This window comes from Chitinophaga cymbidii, from assembly GCF_007992715.1.
GTDB lineage: Bacteria > Bacteroidota > Bacteroidia > Chitinophagales > Chitinophagaceae > Chitinophaga > Chitinophaga cymbidii.
On record NZ_BKAU01000002.1, the window covers coordinates 213707 to 232313 of the forward strand.

General features: G+C 53.7%; 19 protein-coding genes. 15 read left to right on the forward strand and 4 right to left on the reverse strand.

All coding sequences use genetic code 11. The features are described 5' to 3' along the window. Position 1: 1 nt before the first annotated feature. The 4 genes from CCY01nite_RS11895 (at position 2) to CCY01nite_RS11910 (ending at position 3208) form a co-directional block, all read left to right on the forward strand. The gene (locus CCY01nite_RS11895) at positions 2 to 667 is read left to right on the forward strand and encodes a heme exporter protein CcmB (RefSeq protein WP_146861510.1); all 666 of its coding nucleotides are present in this window, start codon (positions 2 to 4) and stop codon (positions 665 to 667) included. Between the two features lie 147 nt (positions 668 to 814). Beyond that, a complete protein-coding gene (ccsA, locus tag CCY01nite_RS11900) occupies positions 815 to 1480 on the forward strand; it encodes a cytochrome c biogenesis protein CcsA (RefSeq protein WP_146861513.1) in 666 nt (221 codons plus the stop codon). Next, entirely contained in the window at positions 1473 to 1703 is a 231-nt protein-coding gene (locus CCY01nite_RS11905; RefSeq protein ID WP_146861516.1) for a CcmD family protein, read from the forward strand. Before ccsA ends, CCY01nite_RS11905 begins: the two co-directional genes overlap by 8 nt. Positions 1704 to 1771: 68 nt before the next feature. Next, entirely contained in the window at positions 1772 to 3208 is a 1437-nt protein-coding gene (locus CCY01nite_RS11910; protein ID WP_146861519.1) for a Glu/Leu/Phe/Val family dehydrogenase, read from the forward strand. A gap of 143 nt (positions 3209 to 3351) precedes the next feature. Here CCY01nite_RS11910 and CCY01nite_RS11915 read toward each other — a convergent pair whose 3' ends face one another. Next, complete coding sequence (locus tag CCY01nite_RS11915) at positions 3352 to 3837, reverse strand: type I restriction enzyme HsdR N-terminal domain-containing protein (RefSeq protein WP_146861524.1); 486 nt, start codon at positions 3835 to 3837, stop codon at positions 3352 to 3354. A 99-nt stretch (positions 3838 to 3936) separates the two neighbouring features. Between CCY01nite_RS11915 and CCY01nite_RS11920 the strand changes: the two genes are divergently transcribed. The 4 genes from CCY01nite_RS11920 to CCY01nite_RS11935 all read left to right on the forward strand — a co-directional run bounded on the left by CCY01nite_RS11920 (position 3937) and on the right by CCY01nite_RS11935 (position 8308). Continuing rightward, positions 3937 to 4707, forward strand: a complete 771-nt coding sequence (locus CCY01nite_RS11920) for an AMP nucleosidase (protein ID WP_146861527.1) — start codon at positions 3937 to 3939, stop codon at positions 4705 to 4707. Continuing rightward, entirely contained in the window at positions 4704 to 6425 is a 1722-nt protein-coding gene (locus CCY01nite_RS11925) for an ABC transporter ATP-binding protein (protein WP_222614372.1), read from the forward strand. The genes CCY01nite_RS11920 and CCY01nite_RS11925 overlap by 4 nt, the downstream gene beginning before the upstream one ends. Positions 6426 to 6492: 67 nt before the next feature. Further along, complete coding sequence (queA, locus tag CCY01nite_RS11930; RefSeq protein ID WP_146861530.1) at positions 6493 to 7542, forward strand: tRNA preQ1(34) S-adenosylmethionine ribosyltransferase-isomerase QueA; 1050 nt, start codon at positions 6493 to 6495, stop codon at positions 7540 to 7542. Positions 7543 to 7624: 82 nt separating this feature from the next. After that, the gene (locus CCY01nite_RS11935) at positions 7625 to 8308 is read left to right on the forward strand and encodes a 2-C-methyl-D-erythritol 4-phosphate cytidylyltransferase (RefSeq protein ID WP_146861533.1); all 684 of its coding nucleotides are present in this window, start codon (positions 7625 to 7627) and stop codon (positions 8306 to 8308) included. Here CCY01nite_RS11935 and CCY01nite_RS11940 read toward each other — a convergent pair. Continuing rightward, complete coding sequence (locus tag CCY01nite_RS11940; protein ID WP_146861536.1) at positions 8300 to 9274, reverse strand: Gfo/Idh/MocA family protein; 975 nt, start codon at positions 9272 to 9274, stop codon at positions 8300 to 8302. The genes CCY01nite_RS11935 and CCY01nite_RS11940 overlap by 9 nt on opposite strands. A 146-nt stretch (positions 9275 to 9420) precedes the next feature. Between CCY01nite_RS11940 and CCY01nite_RS11945 the strand changes: the two genes are divergently transcribed. Next, positions 9421 to 11382 (forward strand): T9SS type B sorting domain-containing protein, encoded by a 1962-nt coding sequence (locus tag CCY01nite_RS11945; protein ID WP_186831026.1) that lies wholly within the window; start codon positions 9421 to 9423, stop codon positions 11380 to 11382. Between the two features lie 3 nt (positions 11383 to 11385). On the opposite strand, the gene radC is transcribed toward CCY01nite_RS11945, so the two are convergent. Further along, entirely contained in the window at positions 11386 to 12141 is a 756-nt protein-coding gene (radC, locus tag CCY01nite_RS11950; RefSeq protein ID WP_146861542.1) for a RadC family protein, read from the reverse strand. A 140-nt stretch (positions 12142 to 12281) separates the two neighbouring features. Here radC and CCY01nite_RS11955 point away from each other — a divergent pair, with 140 nt between their 5' ends. From CCY01nite_RS11955 to CCY01nite_RS11970, 4 genes are all read left to right on the forward strand, one after another. Then, a complete protein-coding gene (locus tag CCY01nite_RS11955) occupies positions 12282 to 13232 on the forward strand; it encodes a ribose-phosphate pyrophosphokinase (RefSeq protein WP_146861545.1) in 951 nt (316 codons plus the stop codon). Between the two features lie 36 nt (positions 13233 to 13268). Further along, positions 13269 to 13859, forward strand: coding sequence for a 50S ribosomal protein L25 (locus CCY01nite_RS11960; RefSeq protein WP_146861548.1), 591 nt, complete (start codon positions 13269 to 13271; stop codon positions 13857 to 13859). 66 nt (positions 13860 to 13925) lie between these two features. Continuing rightward, positions 13926 to 14501: an aminoacyl-tRNA hydrolase gene (gene pth, locus CCY01nite_RS11965; RefSeq protein WP_146861551.1), complete on the forward strand. Its 576-nt coding sequence runs from the start codon at positions 13926 to 13928 to the stop codon at positions 14499 to 14501. Between the two features lie 112 nt (positions 14502 to 14613). Continuing rightward, positions 14614 to 15225 (forward strand): fumarylacetoacetate hydrolase family protein, encoded by a 612-nt coding sequence (locus CCY01nite_RS11970; protein ID WP_146861554.1) that lies wholly within the window; start codon positions 14614 to 14616, stop codon positions 15223 to 15225. A 94-nt stretch (positions 15226 to 15319) separates the two neighbouring features. Here the strand turns inward: CCY01nite_RS11970 and CCY01nite_RS11975 are convergent, their stop codons facing one another. Further along, a complete protein-coding gene (locus CCY01nite_RS11975) occupies positions 15320 to 15754 on the reverse strand; it encodes a MarR family winged helix-turn-helix transcriptional regulator (RefSeq protein ID WP_146861557.1) in 435 nt (144 codons plus the stop codon). 99 nt (positions 15755 to 15853) lie between these two features. Here CCY01nite_RS11975 and CCY01nite_RS11980 point away from each other — a divergent pair, with 99 nt between their 5' ends. Beyond that, positions 15854 to 17923 carry an alpha-ketoacid dehydrogenase subunit alpha/beta gene (locus tag CCY01nite_RS11980; RefSeq protein WP_246129919.1) on the forward strand — a complete coding sequence of 690 codons (2070 nt, stop codon included), beginning with the start codon at positions 15854 to 15856 and terminating at the stop codon, positions 17921 to 17923. A 69-nt stretch (positions 17924 to 17992) separates the two neighbouring features. Next, positions 17993 to 18565: an RNA polymerase sigma factor gene (locus CCY01nite_RS11985; protein WP_146861560.1), complete on the forward strand. Its 573-nt coding sequence runs from the start codon at positions 17993 to 17995 to the stop codon at positions 18563 to 18565. Positions 18566 to 18607: the final 42 nt, after the last annotated feature.

Below are 18607 nucleotides of genomic sequence, written 5' to 3' on the forward strand. Positions count from 1 at the left end.
CGTGAAAACGAAACCTGTTTCCCGGATATTGGCCCTCGTCAAAAAAGACCTGCTGCTGGAATGGCGCCAGCGGCATGCATTGTTCGGCATCCTGCTCTATGTGTTTTCTACCGTGTTCGTGATCAACCTGATGGTGAAAGAGCCGGAAGAAAAGATATGGAACGCCATGTTCTGGGTGGTGCAGCTTTTCGTGTGCGTGAATGCCGTTGCCAAAAGCTTCCTGCAGGAGAGCCGCGGGCGGCTGCTGTATTATTATTCGTTGGTACATCCCCGTTATTTCATCGCCGCAAAGCTGATATATAATGTATTGCTGATGATGTTCATGAGCCTGGTATCCCTGCTTTGCTGCATCCTCTTCCTCGGCAACCCCATCATTCATCCCCTGTATTTCCTCGGCATCGTGCTGCTGGGCGGCATCAGCCTGTCCCTTTTATTTACGATGCTGGCCGCCATTGCCGCGCAGGCCAGCCAGAACGCGGCGCTGATGGCTATTATGGGCTTTCCGCTGGTGATGCCTATTCTCATGCTGCTGTCCAACATCTCCCAGGGCGCCCTGTCGCCCGTGGTACAGCCCGGCCTGCCGGGCATGTTCCTGCTGCTCGGGGGAATGGACGTGCTGGTGATCGCCCTCGCCCTCATTCTTTTTCCCTATCTCTGGAAAGAATAAGTCTATACATTTTTTAATAAAAATCGCCCCGCAGTATAGGATTTTCAAGTATCGGCGGGACTGTTGCATGAACATCAAAATCCGCAAATTCCTTTGTGGTTAACATTAAAACCTGTAGGTTTGCCACCACATATTTCAATTAGAACAATGGCTAAACATTGGTGGAAAATCCTGGCTGTAGCAATCCTGCTATATGTCATCATAGGAGGTTTCAGTGTAAAAGTGCCGTCCATCGGCAATAACCAGCAGGCTGCCCGCAGTATCTTCTTTCACCTGCCTATGTGGATGAGCATGTATACCCTCTTTACAATTTCCGTGGTCAATTCCGTATGGTATCTCGCTACTAACGATCTCCGAAGGGACATCCGCGCATCCAGCGCGGCCAGCACCGGCGTACTGTTCGGCGTGATGGGCTTCCTCACCGGCATGTTGTGGGCTACCTACACCTGGGGCGGCACCATCGTGAACGATCCCAAGCAGATGACCACTGCCATAGCCCTCACCATTTACCTGGCCTACCTGGTGCTCCGCCTGTCCTTTACGGACCTGGACAAACGGGCGCGGGTATCTGCCATTTTCAACGTTTTTGCATTCGCCTTACTGATCCCGCTTACGTATATCATCCCGCGGATGGTGGAATCCCTGCATCCCGGCAGCGCCAGCAGCCCCGGCTTCAGCTCGCAGGACACCGCCGGCACCATCAAAATGGTGCTCTGGCCGGCTTTCATCGGCTGGACCTTGCTCGGCATCTGGATCTATACCCTGCGGAACCGTTATAAAAGACTCGAATTAAAAAGTATCCTTCATGGCTAAAAGACTCGGTTATTTACTCTTCCTCTGCCTGTTCTTCACTTTTACGGCAGTATTCGGCCAGGAAGCCGCCCAGCAGAACACGGAAACCGGCCCTGTGAATGAATTTTTCCGCAGCGAAAGCAAGATCTATGTGGCAGTGGGCGTACTGACGATCATCTTTACCTGCATCGTACTTTACCTCGTCAGACTGGACCGCCGCATCAGCAAGCTGGAAAAAGAATAACATAGCGCAGCAGCCATTTATACCAACCTCGCTTACACACCAAAACAATATACATTAAACCGTTTTTTATGGCTAAAGCTAAACCGCTGGCGCAAGAACAACATTATAACTTCTTCCACAGTGTGGAACAGAGTTTCGACAAAGCAGCCGCATTCACCAAGTGGGAAAAAGGGGTATTGGAGCAGATCAAAGCCTGTAACGCCGTATACCGTATCAAATTCCCCGTGCGGGTAGGGGAAACGATCGAAGTGATCGAAGCCTACCGCGTGCAGCATTCGCATCACAAGCTGCCCTGTAAAGGCGGTATCCGTTTTTCCGATGAAGTGAACCAGGACGAGGTGATGGCCCTCGCCGCGCTGATGACCTACAAATGCGCCATCGTAAACGTTCCCTTCGGCGGCGCCAAGGGAGGCATCCGCATCAATCCCCGCAACTATACCCCCTTCCAGTTACAGGCCATCACCCGCCGCTATACGGCCGAACTGGTGAAAAAGAACTTTATCGGTCCCGGCATCGACGTGCCCGCGCCGGACTACGGCACCGGCGAACGTGAAATGAGCTGGATACTCGATACGTACATGAGCCTTCGTCCCGGTGAAGTGGACGGCCTCGGTTGCGTGACCGGCAAGCCCATCAACCAGGGCGGGGTGCGCGGCCGCAAGGAAGCCACCGGCCTCGGCGTATTTTACGGCCTCCGCGAGCTGTGCAATGTGAAGGAAGACATGAAGCGCCTGGGCCTGGAACCCGGACTGGAAGGCAAGACCGTCATTGTGCAGGGCATGGGTAACGTGGGTTACCACGCCGCGAAATATTTCCATGAAGCAGGCGCCAAAGTGATCTGCCTCATTGAATTCGACGGCGCCATCTACAACCCCAAAGGCATGGACCCCGACGCCGTGCTGAAGCATCGCAACGAAACCGGCTCCATCGTGGGTTTCCCCGGCGCCAAAAATCTCAAAAAGAACACCGACGGCCTCGAACTGGAATGCGATATCCTCGTTCCGGCCGCCCTCGAAAACGTGATCGACGGCGAGAACGCACCAAGAGTGAAAGCAAAGATCATCGGCGAAGCCGCCAACGGCCCCTTAACGCCGGAAGCGGACGAGATACTGGCGAAGAAAGGCGTGATCGTGGTGCCGGACATGTTCCTCAACGCGGGCGGCGTGACCGTTTCCTACTTCGAATGGCTGAAGAACCTCAGCCACGTGCGCTACGGCCGCCTCGGCAAACGCTTCGACGAGAATATGAACATCCACATCCTCGGCCAGATCGAAGAGCTGACCGGCAAGAAAGTATCCGAAAAGGAAAGGAAATTCATCGCACACGGTGCGGACGAAGTGGACCTGGTATATTCCGGCCTGGAAGAAACCATGTACACCGCGCTGCACGAAGTGCGCGAGAAATTCCTCGAACATAAAAAGATCAAAGACATGCGCACCGCCGCTTACGTATGCGCGATCGACAAGGTAGGCGCGGCGTACGACCAGCTGGGTATTTTCCCCTGATCGTCAGATATTTCCACTGAAAAGGCCGGTAGCTGTACCGGCCTTTTTAGTTGTGCACCCCCTGTATCTATGGGTATGCCATGGATATGCTATGGATCATCCATGGATAATCTATGGATGATCCCCGGGTTGGCCCCGGGTGATCACCGTTCTATCGTCGGTTCAAAATTATCCGGCTCCTGCACATCCGGATATCCCGGCAGGGAAGGAACAAACTCCCATTTCCCCTCCATCGTATTCATTTTGCAGCACCAGGTATGGCTGCCGTTGGTGATCACCAGGTAAGGCACCGGCAACGCAATGTGGTACCGCACGATCTGCTCCAGTACCAGGTTGTTCAGCGGCACGCCCATCTCCTTGCACTCCACGATCATCCAGGGCTCCGCTTCGCGGGTATATACCACAATGTCGCAACGCTTGCGCAACTCGCCAAGCTGCATTTCCTTCTCGATGCTCATCAACGCGCGCGGGTAATCCATCTCCTTCACGAGGTAATTCAGGAAGTTCTGTCGCACCCATTCCTCCGGCGTCAGCACAACATATTTTTTGCGGAAAGGATCGAAGATCAGTTCCTGTCCATTCGTGGACGTGATCTTGAAGTCAGGCGGCGGAAACTGGATGTGGATCATGCTGTAAAGCTAGGGTGTTTCATGAAAAAACGTTACATTCACTCATATTGACGGATAGACTGCAAAGTACATGCCGTCCATAAAAAGACAGATGTACGGATGAAAACAAAAGAAGACATAGTAGCGAACTGGCTTCCGCGGTACACAGGCGAGAAGCTGGAGAATTTCGGCTCCCACATCCTCCTCACCAACTTTTCCAATTATGTGAACATGTTCGCGCAGCAGAACGACGCCACGATCGTGGGCATGGACAGGCCCATGCAATGCTGCACCGCCGGAGATATCACCATCATCAATTTCGGGATGGGAAGTCCCGGCGCGGCCACCGTGATGGACCTGCTCAGCGCCATCATGCCCAAAGCCGTGTTGTTCCTCGGCAAATGCGGGGGACTGAAAAAGAAGAACAGCATTGGCGACCTGATATTGCCCATTGCCGCCATCCGTGGCGAAGGTACGTCTAACGACTACTTCCCGCCGGAGGTGCCGGCGCTCCCCGCGTTCGCCCTGCAAAAGGCCATCTCCACCACCATCCGCGAATATGGTTGCGATTACTGGACCGGCACCTGCTACAGTACCAACCGCCGCGTATGGGAACACGATTCCGATTTCAAAAAATATCTGGAGCTTATCCGGGTCATGGCGATCGATATGGAAACCGCCACCATCTTTTCCGTAGGCTTTTATAACAAGATCCCCACCGGCGCGCTGCTGCTCGTATCCGACCAGCCCATGGTGCCCGAAGGCGTGAAAACCGAGGAAAGCGATAAAAAGGTAACAAAAGAATATGTGGAGCGCCACCTGAAGATCGGGGTGGACTCCCTGCAGAACCTCATCCATAATCACCAGACCGTTAAACATCTTCTCTTTTGAGTTCCGCTCCGCTTGTATCCATCCGGCAACTGAAAGTCACTTTCCAGATGGAAGGAGAGACCGTTACGGCCGTCAATGGTATTTCGCTGGACATCCGGCCGGGGGAAGTGCTGGGCATCGTTGGGGAGTCCGGTTCCGGCAAATCGGTAACGGCCATGAGCCTGATGCGGCTGATACAGGCGCCCGGCACTATTGCCGGCGGCAGCATCCTGTACCAGCCTCCCGGCCAGCCGGCCACCGACCTGGCAAAGGCCATGCCGGCGCAAATGCGCGCTTACCGCGGCAGCGAGATCGCCATGATCTTCCAGGAACCGATGACCTCGCTCAACCCCCTCCACACCTGCGGCAACCAGGTGGCCGAAGCCATCCGCCTGCATAAAAAAGTAACGCGGCGGCAGGCAAAAAAACAAACCATCGCCCTCTTTGAACGGGTGCGTATCCCGCATCCCGAACGGACTTTTGATAAATACCCCCATGAGCTTTCCGGCGGGCAGAAACAAAGAGTGATGATCGCTATGGCCATCAGCTGCGGCCCCCGCCTGCTCATTGCGGACGAACCCACCACCGCGCTCGACGTAACCGTGCAGAAGACCATCCTGGAGCTGCTGCTGGAACTGCAGCGCGAAATGGGGATGAGTGTGGTGTTCATTACCCACGATCTGGGCGTAATGGCGGAGATCGCTACCCGTGTAGCCGTGATGTATAAAGGCAGTATTGTGGAGGAAGGCCCGGTGCAGCAGATATTCAACAACCCCCGTCATCCTTATACCCGCGGCCTGCTGGCCTGCCGCCCGCCGCTGGAAAAGCGCCTGCGCCGCCTGCCGGTGGTCAGCGACTTTATGGATACGGACACGGGCGTAGCCGAATTCGTCAACTCCCTGGAACTACCGGAAACGGATATACTGGCAAGGGAAGCCGCGCTCGCAGAGCGGCCGCCACTGCTGAAAGTGGAAGGGCTCAGCACCTGGTTCCCGCTGCGGCGCAACCTCGTAGGGAAAGTACAGGAATGGGCAAAGGCGGTGGATGATGTCAGCTTTGAAGTGCGGGAAGGGGAAACATTGGGACTGGTGGGGGAGTCCGGTTGCGGAAAGACCACGCTCAGCCGCACCCTGCTGCGGCTCATAGAACCTACCGGCGGGCGTATCTGGTACAAGGGGAAAGATCTCCGGAGCCTGTCGCCCGCGGAGATGCGGGAGATGCGCAGGCATATCCAGCTGATCTTCCAGGACCCGTATTCATCGCTCAATCCCCGGCTGACGGCGGGACAGGCCATCCTGGAACCGATGCGGGTGCATGGGCTCTACGGCGGCGACGCACAGCGGAAAGCAAAGGTCATGGAACTGCTGGAAAAGGTGAACCTCCTGCCGGAGCACTATCACCGTTACCCCCACGAGTTTTCCGGCGGGCAACGGCAGCGGATCGTGATCGCGCGCGCCCTGGCCGTAAACCCCGAGTTCATTATCTGCGACGAATCCGTGTCCGCCCTGGACGTGAGCGTACAGGCGCAGGTGCTGAACCTGCTGGTACAGCTGCAGCAGGAGTTCAATTTCACCTATATTTTCATCTCGCACAACCTGTCCGTCGTGCATTTTATGAGCGACCGCATGATGGTCATGAACAAGGGGAAGATCGAGGAGATCGGTGTGGCACGAAAAGTGTACCATCACCCTGCATCCGGGTACACGCGGCAGCTAATTGCCGCAATTCCAGGCCGTTAGGGTATTTTTTGACGGAATACTTTATATTCCGTACCTTCGCAGCCTTTAAATTCATTCATACCGTAATATGAAATTATCACAATTCAAGTTCGATCTCCCGTTAAATCTGATCGCACAGCATCCTTCAAAGACAAGAGACGAGAGCCGCCTGATGGTCGTTAACCGCACTACCGGCAAAATTGAGCACAAAGTTTTCAAAGACATCCTCGGATACTTTAACGACAAAGATGTAATGATCGTGAACAACACCAAGGTGTTCCCGGCAAGACTCTATGGCCGTAAAGAAAAAACAGGTGCAAAAATTGAAGTGTTCCTGCTCCGTGAACTCAACAAGCAGAATCGTCTTTGGGACGTGATCGTGGACCCGGCCCGCAAGATCAGGGTAGGTAACAAGCTTTATTTTGGCGATGACGAAAGCCTGGTGGCGGAAGTGATCGACAATACCACCTCCCGCGGCCGTACCATCCGCTTCCTGTTCGAAGGGAACGACGAGGAGTTCAAAGCCGTGCTGGACAGCCTGGGTGAAACACCCCTGCCCAAATATATCAAGCGGAAGCCTGAGGATGAGGACAAAGAGCGTTACCAGACCGTTTATGCCAAGTTTGAAGGCGCCGTAGCCGCTCCCACAGCCGGCCTGCACTTCAGCCGTGAGCTGATCAAGCGCCTGGAGATCAAAGGCGTGAAGTTCGCTGAAGTGACCCTTCACACCGGTCTCGGTACTTTCCGCCCCATTGAAGTGGAAGACCTCAGCAAACACAAGATGGACGCCGAGTATTTCCATATCGATGAGTATGCGGTGAAGATCGTGAACAAGGCAAAAGAAGATAACCGCAAGATCTGCGCGATCGGCACTACGTCTGTACGCGCTATTGAATCTTCCGTAACAGCCCAGAATCACCTGAAAGCGGCCGAAGGCTGGACGAACACCTTCATCCATCCTCCGTACGACTTTTCCATTCCGAACGCCCTGGTGACCAACTTCCACCTGCCCAAGACCAGCCTCCTGATCATGGTATGCGCGTTCGCCGGATATGATCTGATCATGGAAGCCTATCAGCAGGCTATCAAGGAGAAATACCGTTTCTTCAGCTATGGCGATGCCATGCTGATCATCTGATAACAGATTTTCAATGAAGGATTACGAATTATGAATGAATGTTTGTTCATTTGTAATTCGTAATTTTTTTTAGACGAATGATATGCCTTCACCCGCAAAAGTAGCCGTTATCGTTGCCGGCGGTTCCGGATCAAGAATGGGCAGCACCGTGCCCAAGCAGTTCCTGGAGCTGAATGGCAAGCCTGTGCTGTATCATACCATACATGCTTTTATGCAGGCTTATGAGGATGTGCGTATTGTGCTGGTAGTGCCGCCCGCGCACCGCGGGAGTATCGGCACAGTGCTCGCCGCCTTCGACCGGCCGCCTTCCGTTACATTGGTGGATGGTGGTGAAACGCGCTTCCACTCCGTGAAGAACGGCTTGCAGACCATACAGCAGGACGCCGTGGTGTTCGTGCATGACGGTGTGCGGCCGCTGGTAAGCCCCGCGTTGATCCGTGCCTGTTATGAGCAGGCATTGGCGAAAGGAAGCGCCATCCCCGCAATTGCATTGAAAGACAGTATCCGGGAAGTGGATGGGGAGGGGAATATGGCGGCGGACAGAACGCGGTTCCGTATCATTCAAACGCCGCAGACCTTTTTGTCGGGCATCCTGGTACCGGCGTTCGACCAGCCTTACGATCCGCTATTTACCGATGAGGCCACCGTGGTGGAGCGCTTCGGCCACACAGTGCACCTGGTGGAAGGAGAGGAGCAGAACATCAAGATCACCAAACCCCAGGACCTGGTGATTGCCGCCGCCTTTCTGCAAAACGGGTTACTCTGACTGTCCCTTTCCGATCTTCTGTAATATCTGGTGCGCAGCCTCCAGCGCCTGAAATCCATCGATCACATTTACCGCCACCGGCTTGTTTTCCAGTATGCTGTCCCGGAACAGCTCCAGCTCCATGCGGATGGCGTTGGACTGCTTGATCTCCGGGTTGTCGATCGCGATGGTCTTCTTGCCCGAATTGGTGGCAATGTCAAGCGTAAACAATCCTTCGTCCTCCGGCTCTTTCAGCTTGATGATCTCCGTTTTCTTGTCCAGGAAATCGATCCCGATGTAAGCATCTTTCTGGAAGAGGCGCATTTTCCGCATTTTTTTGAGGGATATGCGGCTGGAAGTAAGGTTGGCTACGCAGCCGTTGTGAAACTCGATGCGTACGTTGGCAATGTCCGGCGTATCGCTCATCACGGCCACGCCGCTCGCGGAGATGCGGCTGATGCTGGATTTTACGATGCTCAGCACAATGTCTATATCGTGGATCATCAGGTCGAGGATCACGCTCACGTCCGTTCCGCGGGGATTGAACTCCGCGAGGCGGTGCACCTCAATGAACATCGGCTTCAGGTCGTACCCCTTCAACGCCAGGAAAGCGGGATTGAACCGCTCCACATGCCCTACCTGGAATTTGATATTGGCTTCGTCCACCAGCTTTACCAGCAGCTTCGCCTCTTCCATGGTATTGGTCATGGGCTTTTCCACGAACACGTGTTTGCCGTTGCGGATCGCCAGCTCGCACAGCTGGTAGTGCTGCGTGGTGGGCGCTACAATGTCGATCGCATCCACGGCGAGTATCAGCTCTTCGGCCGATGTAAATCTTTTAAGATGACCATATAAAGCTTGTACTCCTTCGGCATTGGCGTCGCTGGGATCGAAGTAACCGGTTACTTCAATGTCTTTCATGGTAATGAGCTGGGATAAATGGATCTTTCCTAAATGACCAACACCGAACAAGCCGACTTTTAGCATAAGTGGATATGTTTTTTTAAATTAAATTCCAGCAAATGTAACAAAAGAGAGGCTTTTTACTTTATATATTATCTCTATATTGCTGCCATCAAGCCATGCGATTTTTCCTCATATTGATCTTACCCCTTTTATGTGCGGTGACCCGAATGTCGGCTCAGAACTGCACGCAGTTAGGTCAGACGCCTCAAAGCGCTTTCCCTGTCTGCGGCACAAAGGCGCTGAAGCAGGCTTCTGTTCCGCTCTGCGACGGAAGGCCCATACCTTTGCCTTCCTGTAATGATCACGCGGACTACGAGGATGTGAATCCGTTCTGGTACAAGTTCACCTGCTATGAAGCCGGCACGCTTGGTTTTACCATCACACCGAATGATCTGCAGGATGACTACGACTGGCAGCTGTTTGACGTTACCGGCAAAGCCCCCGTCCTCGTATACTCCGATGCCTCCCTGCAAGTCGCCGGCAACTGGAGCGCGATCCCCGGCAACACCGGTGCCTCCACGGAAGGAACGCGGCTGATGGCCTGCTCCGGCTACAGCGAGCCCAAATGGAGCAGCATGCCCACCCTGAAAAAAGATCACCAGTACCTGCTGATGGTCAGCCATTTTACACAAACGCAAAGCGGCTACCAGCTGTCTTTCGGCGGCGGCACCGCCAATATCACAGACCCCCTCGCCGGCGCTTTCCTGCGCGCGGAATATCATTGCATGGACAATCGCGTAGGCATCCGCCTCAACAAGAAATTCCGCTGCGCCACAATGGCCGGCGACGGCAACGAATTTGAACTGGTGGGCAGCACCGTACGTGTGATCGGCTCCATGGGGGTGAACTGCAACAGCGGCTTTGACATGGACTCGGTCATGCTCTACCTCCAGCAACCCCTCCCTCCGGGGAACTACAAGGTGCGCGTGAAGACCGGCAGGGACGGCAATACCATGCTCGACGCCTGCGACAATCCCATCGCCGCCGGCAAGGAAATCGACTTCACCGTACCCGTGCCGCAATCCGTACCGTTCGACAGCATCGGTAATATCGGATGCATGCCCAACAAGATCATGGTCTACCTCTCCGATCCCGTGCTCTGCACCTCTGTTGCTCCCAATGGAAGCGACTTCCGGCTGAGCGGCACGTTGCCGGGCATTTCCATTACAAAGGCCACCACTTTCTGCAACAGCAAGCTGACCGACAGCATCGAACTGACGCTGAATACCACCATCTACCACGAAGGCAATTTTGATATTGACCTGGTACGCGGCAGCGATGGTAATACCCTGATCAGCGAATGCGGCGTGCAAACCCCGCTGGGCGACCGGATGAGCTTTTTCACGAAAGACACCGTTAACGCCGCCTTCTCTTCCCGGATAGTTCTGGATTGCGTGTACGACACCATCTTCCTGGAACACGACGGCGCCCACGGCGTGACCGACTGGCAATGGTCCTTCGAAGACAATACCACCGCCAGCGGCAGGACCTACGAGAAAGTATACACGGTATTCGGCCAGAAGACCGTGCAGCTACAGGTGACCAACGGCCTCTGCTCCGCACAGCACACCGAATCCATTTTGCTGGACAATGAGCTGAACGCGGAATTCGCCATGTCCGCCCCCGTGCTTTGTCCCCTCGATATGGCCGTTTTCACAGACCAGAGCACCGGTCATATTATTGCCCATCAATGGGACTTTGGCTTCGGCAACGGCTCCCGGAGCGTCAATCCCAACCCGTTCCGTTATCCCATCGGCAGCAGGGAACAAGCCTACGAAGTACGCCTTATCGTGGAAAACGACCTGCACTGTTTTGATACCGCCATACATACCATTAAAACAGTGCCCACCTGTCGCGTTGCCGTGCCCACTGCCTTTACGCCCAATAACGACGGCACCAACGATTTCCTGTACCCTCTCAACGGCTACAAAACCGCCGACCTTACTTTCCGCGTCTACGCCCGCAATGGCCAGCTGGTCTTCGAATCCCGTAACTGGCTGAACAAATGGGACGGCAAGATCAACGGTTCTCCCGCGCCGGTCGGGACCTACGCCTGGGTACTGGAATATACGGACACCGAATTCGGCAACCGCGTTTTCCAGAAAGGCGTATCCACCCTGCTACGCTAACCATCATGCCGCTTGCCCCAGTATGCCATCATCCCTGAAGCTCAGGTACCCTGTATCTGAGACAATTACGTGGTCCAGTAATTCGATGTCTAATAACCGGCCTGCTTCCAGCAGCTTGTTGGTAATGCGCAGATCCGCCCTGCTGGCCTTCAGGGTGCCGGAAGGATGGTTGTGCGCCACTATCAGCCGGGTAGCTTTCAGGAACAGCGCTTCCTGGAATATGATGCGCGGGTCTACGGTGGTGGACGTAAAGCCGCCGTTGCTGATGCAGCTGCAATGCAGCACTTTATTCGCGTGGCTCAGGTACAGCACATAAAAGCTTTCGTAGCTCTGGTCTTGCATTAGCGGCCGTAACAGCGTAACAATATCCGTGCTGTTGTGAATGACGGGCCGCTCCTGCGGGATGGAGAACTGCTTGCGCCGGGCCAGCTCCATGGCGGCGAGAATGGTCACAGCCTTGGCCTCCCCGATTCCCCTGAAGCTCATCAGCTGCGGTATGCTCATCCGGGCCAGCTCCGGCAGGCTGTTACCGGCGTGGTACAGTATTTCAGTGGCAAGATCTATCGCGGATTTCTCATCCTGGCCAGTATTGATCAGGATGGCCAGCAGCTCCGTGGTGCTCAGGGCCTTGGCGCCGTTCTTGACGAATTTCTCACGCGGCCGTTCATCTTTCGGCCAATCGCAGATAGGCGGTAAAGACCGCTCCCGCGGCTCTATGTACGTTGATATTGGTGGTAGTAAAGATGGGTTAACTCGCATAGCCGTTTCATTTCCACAAATATACAAATACTAATCTGGTTAGCAAATTAATCCCAAAATATTTAGTATTTCCAACAATGATTTTTTTTTCTGCGGGATACCATATAAAGTCATAGTTTTGCAACCTCTTTTTCTACATCATGAATCCATCTGTTAAAATCTTCACAGGCAATAGCAATCCTGCGCTGGCGGAGCGTATCGCTGCCAGGTATGGCAATGTACTGGGCAAAGTGAAAATCCAGAAGTTCAGCGACGGCGAATTTCAGCCGGTATTCCTCGAAAGCATCCGTGGTGATTATGTGTTCCTCGTTCAGGGCACCAACGCACCGGCGGATAATCTTATGGAATTGCTGCTCATGATCGACGCGGCCAAGCGTGCATCGGCAGGGTATATTACTGCGGTAATCCCTTATTTCGGGTTCGCGCGGCAGGACAGGAAAGACAAGCCCAGGGTGGCCATCGGCTCCAAACTGATCGCCAACCTGCTCACCGCCGCTGGTGCTAACAGGGTGATTACCATGGACTTGCATGCCCCCCAGATCCAGGGATTCTTCGATATCCCGGTAGACCACCTGGACAGCTCGGCGATTTTTATCCCCTACATCGAGAATCTGAAGCTTAAAAACCTTACCTTTGCGTCCCCTGACGTGGGTTCCACCACCCGGGTGCGCGAAGTAGCGAGTTATTTCAATGCTGAAATGGTGATCTGCGACAAGCACCGCAAACGGGCCAACGAGATCGCGTCGATGGTGGTGATAGGGGATGTGACGGACAAGGACATTGTGTTGATAGATGATATCTGCGATACCGCGGGTACCCTCACCAAATCAGCCGCGCTGCTGATGGAAAAAGGCGCAAGAAGCGTAAGGGCATTCTGTACGCATCCCGTTTTCAGCGGCAACGCCTACGAGAACATCAACAATTCAGTGCTGGATGAACTGGTGGTTTGCGATACCATCCCGCTGAAACAGGAAAGTCCCAAGATCAAAGTGATCAGCGTGGCGGACCTCTTCGCGGTAGCCATCCGGAACATGCACGAGAACAAGTCCATTACAAGCCTGTTCGTGCACAGCCAGCGCCGGATGTCTTAACAACGTGTATTTTTTTTATTCATAAATGTTTAAACAATGAAAACAATAACCATCGAAGGAGAACTCAGGAGCGAATTCGGCAAACAAGCCACCCGCCAGCTTCGTTCTGAGGAAAAAGTGCCTTGTGTTATTTACGGGGGTGCAGAAACAGTTAGTTTTTCCGCTGCTGCTGCTGCTTTCAAACCACTGGTATACACACCTGACTTCCAGCTTGCTGAAGTAAAGGTAGGCGGCAAAACTTACCGTTGCATTCTGAAAGACATGCAGTTCGACGTGGTGACAGATGAACTGGCGCACGTGGATTTCCTGGAACTCGTGGAAAACAAAAAAGTGGTTGCTTCCCTGCCGCTGAAAGCCGTTGGTCAGTCCATCGGCGTAAAGAGCGGTGGTAAACTGGTAGTGAAAATGAAATCACTGAAAGTAAAAGCGCTGCCGAAAGACCTGCGCGAAAACCTGGAAGTGGATATCACTAACCTGGACCTGAACGAAAACATCCGTGTGGAAGACGTGAAAGCGGAAGGGATCGAGATACTCAACTCTCCCCGTATTCCCGTAGCTTCCGTGGTGATGACCCGTCAGCTGAAACAGGAAGAGGCGGCTGCCGAGAAGGAAGCCAAGAAGAAATAAATTGGCAAAAGAATTATATAATGGGCCCGGCAGTTATTTCAGCCGGGCTTTTTATTTTTGATGTCTATGAAATTTCTTATCGTCGGATTAGGGAACATCGGAGCGGAATATCATCATACGCGCCACAACATCGGTTTTGATGTGGCCGATGCCCTGGCCGTAAAACATAATGTATCTTTTAACAGCGACCGGCTGGCCGATGTGGCGACCGTCAGGTGGAAAGGAAAGATACTCGTGATCATCAAACCAACCACTTACATGAACCTCAGCGGCAGGGCCGTGAAATATTGGATGGACAAGGAAAAGATACCGGCGGAAAACATGATGGTGATCCTTGATGAGCTGGCCTTGCCTTTAACCACTCTCCGCATCCGCCCCGGCGGCAGCGACGCCGGTCACAACGGTCTCAAAAGCATCCAGGAAGCCATCGCTACCAACCAGTATCCCCGTCTCCGCTTCGGCATCGGCAACGACTTCCCCAAAGGCAGGCAGGTAGATTATGTATTGGGAAGATGGAATGAAAAAGAAGAACCGGTCGTGCGGCAGAAGATCGATAAATGTGTGGAAGTCATTGAAAGCTTCGCTACCATCGGCCTGCCACGCACCATGAACAATTATAACAACCTTACTTTTCCATTATAGAAGTAAATTGTATATTTCATGCCTGAAGGTACCCCTACCTTGAGCGCCACCAACCATGTAATGGGCGGTGGGACAACCATAGGCTTTATTAACCTTACAAAATACACGCATTATGAAAATTATCTGCGTTGGAAGAAACTATGCCAAACATGCAGAAGAATTGAAGAACGAGGTGCCCTCCGATCCCGTGATTTTCATGAAACCCAAGAATGCACTGCTGCAAAACAGCCATCCATTTTATTATCCGGAATTCACGGATAACCTTCATTATGAATGCGAACTGGTATTGCGGATATCAAAGAACGGAAAGCACATCCAGGAACGGTTCGCCTCCAAATACTATGATAGTATGTCGGTGGGGATCGACTTCACGGCGAGAGATCTCCAGGAAAAACAGAAAGCGAAAGGGCTGCCTTGGGAAATCGCCAAATCGTTCGATAACTCCGCGGTAGTGGGCAAGTTCATTCCGATCACCGAGGAAACAGACCTCAAAGACATCAATTTCTGTCTTTACAAAAACAAAGAGATCGTGCAGCAAGGCAACACTGGCGACCTGCTGTTCCCATTCGACAAGCTGATCGCTTATATCTCCCGCTTCTTTACCCTGAACATCGGTGACCTTGTTTTTACCGGTACGCCGCAGGGCGTGGGCGCCGTGGAGATCGGCGACAACCTTGAGGCCTTTATCGAAAATGACAGCCTGCTGGAGTTTATGGTGAAGTAATCGGAGAAGTAAAAGGCAAAAATTAGGAAGCAAAAAAGAGTGTTAACTGGCTGCTTTTTCCTTTTTTCTTTTTAATTTTTTCTTCTTTACTTTTTTATGGAATGTTATTATAGATCACGTCCAGTATCCGCGTTAACTCATTATAATCCCCTTCGGAGAGATTGTTCCACCCTGTTTTTCTCATTTCCAGCACCAGCGGCCGCACGTCTTTATACTTGTTCACCCCCGCGGGCGTCAACTGCACAAATACCTTCCGCCGGTCGTCCGTAGACCCCTGCCGCTCCACCAGCTCCTTTTTTACCAGTAATTCAATGATGCGCGAAACCGTGGTAATATCCTTTGAGGTGAGCCGTGCCAGCTCGTTATGGGTGATGCGTTTGTGCTTGTAAAGATTCTCGATCAGCAGCCACTGGTCTACCGTAATGTCCTTTTGCTGGGCGTCGAAATTCTTCTGCCAGTAGTTGCGTATTTTTTTAAGCGTAGCATCCAGCTTAAAAAAAGATGGATTACTAACGAAAGTATCGTGCATATTTACTTAATTTGCAGTAGCAATAGTTGCTAGAGCAACTATTTATGAGTAACACCAAAACAGTATTACGTGGTTAAAGATAATATAAGCGTTCCAGCTTTGGAAGCGACCATTACACACCATGAGCGTGATACGGAATTCCGGGACCTGCTGCTGAAGGCGTACCGCCTGATGTGTATAGCCAGGAATCTCGCGGACAAATACGAAACCAACCGTTCGCTCTGCCAGTACGTGCATTCCACCTCCTCGGGCCACGAGGCAATTCAGATCGCCGCCGGCCTGCTGCTGCAGCCCTGGGATTATGCCAGTCCGTATTACCGGGACGATTGCATGCTGCTCGCCATGGGCTTTACGCCTTTTGAGCTGATCCTGCAATTGCTGGCCAAAGGGGAAGATCCCTTCAGCGCCGGCCGCTCTTACTACAGCCATCCCAACAGCCGCCAGGCGGACAAACCGGTGATCCCGCACCAAAGCAGCGCCACCGGCATGCAGGTGATTCCCGCCACCGGCATGGCGCAGGGCATACAGTTCCTGGAACAGTCCGGCCTGCTGCAGACCACCGAAAAACCGGTGGTGCTCTGCTCGCTCGGCGACGGCAGCGTTACGGAAGGGGAGGTGAGTGAAGCGTTGCAGTTTGCTGTGCTGAAGGGATTGCCCATCATTTACCTGGTGCAGGACAATGAATGGGGCATCTCCGTCAGCTCCGCCGAAGCCCGCACGATGGACGCTTATGAATACGCCGCGGGCTTCAAAGGACTGGAAAGGATACGGGTAGACGGCAGCGATTTCGAAGCCAGCTATCACGCCATGGAATCCGCCATCCGTTACGCGCGCTCCATGCGCAGGCCCATCCTCGTGCATGCCGCCACGCCGCTGCTCGGTCACCATACCTCCGGCGTGCGCAGGGAATGGTACCGCACCACAGAAGATCTCCATAAACATGCATCCCGCGACCCGCTGCCACGCCTGAAAGAGTTTCTGTTGCAGGCGGACGTGGATTTCCTGGATGTTGAAAAAGCGGAAGCCGAAGCGATCGCCATCGTGGATGATGATTTTGATAGAGCGGTGAACAGTCCCGATCCCGACCCTTCTACTGTGCGGGAGCATGTGTTCGCACCCACGCCCGTTACGGAAGAAACCGGCGAACGCACACCCGCCAGTGGCAGCAAGGTCGTAATGGTAGATGCCGCGCTGCATGCCATCGAAGAGCTGATGCGCGAACATCCCGAAGCCATCCTTTTCGGACAGGACGTAGGCCGCCGCCTCGGCGGCGTATTCCGCGAAGCCGCCACCCTTGCCGAAAAATTCGGGGACGACCGCGTGTACAACACCGCCATACAGGAAGCATACATCATCGGTAGCACCGCGGGCCTTTCCGCCGTAGGAGTGAAACCCATTGTAGAAGTGCAGTTCGGTGATTACATCTATCCCGGTTTCAACCAGCTCGTCAGCGAAATATCCAAAAGCTGCTATCTCACCGCCGGCAAATTCCCTGTACAAACCTTGATCCGCGTGCCGGTAGGCGCTTACGGCGGCGGCGGTCCCTATCATTCCGGCAGCATCGAATCCACATTACTCAGCATCAAAGGCATCAAGGTGGCCTATCCCTCCAACGCCGCCGATCTCAAAGGTCTGATGAAAGCCGCCTTCCTCGATCCCAACCCCGTAGTGATGCTGGAACATAAAGGATTATACTGGAGCAAAGTGCCCGGTACACTGGAAGCCATGACCATCGAACCCGCCGCCGATTACATCCTGCCCTTCGGCAAAGGCCGCGTGGTGTTGCCCGCCGATGCCGGCGACAGCATCTGCGTGATCACCTACGGCATGGGCGTGTACTGGGCGAAAGCCGCCGCTGCAAAGTTCCCCGGCAGGGTGGAGATCATAGACCTGCGGACGTTGTTCCCGCTGGATGAAGAACTGGTATTCCATACCGTTCGCAAACACGGCAAATGCATGCTGCTCACCGAAGAGCAAGTCAGCCATTCCTTTATGATGAGCCTCGCCGGAAAGATCGGCAGCGAATGTTTCCGGTCGCTGGATGCGCCGGTGATGACGGTCGGTGCGCTGGACCTGCCCGCCGTGCCACTGAACAAAACACTGGAACAGGCCATGCTGCCCACCGCGGAGAAAGTGGCGGAAGCCATGGAAAAATTACTCGCGTTCTGATGTGTAATTGTTTTGCGCTAAATTAGCCCCGGAATCAACCGATGGTACGGCATATGCCGGCGCAAAAGAATGTATACCACATCAGATATTGAAAGGGCGCTGTTCCTGCAGGTGGCGGAAGGCGACGAGGCTGCTTTCAGGGAATTGTTTCACATCTACACGCCGTTACTGCGGCCGCTGATCTACAAGCTGACGAAAACGGAGCATGTCATTGAAGACATCCTGCAGGAAGTATTTTTTTCCATATGGATGTCCCGCGCACAGCTTCCTGCCATTGAAAACCCCCGCTCCTGGATTCTCAAGATCGCTTTTCACGACTGCTTTGGCTATCTGCGCAAAGCCGCCGTGCGCAACCGGCAGGGGCCGGCGGCAACGGAAGTGTTTGAAGACACCAAGCTCGAATTCCGTGAAACCGCCCGCCTGGTGCAGGAAGCGGTGGCCCAGCTGCCGCCGCAGGCGAGAAAGGTATACCTGCTCAGCAGGCAGGAAGGGATGAAACTGACCGAGATCGCGGAAGAGCTGCAATTATCCCTTCAAACCGTCAAGAACACTTTAAGCCGTGCCCTGAAAAGTATACGCGGCTATCTGGCCAGCCGGGGCGTATTTCTGCCGTTGCTGCTGCTTTGGTATTGGTTGTTGTAAGTTTTGCCCGCCATAGGCTACCGGCCGAGATCGGTATGTCGC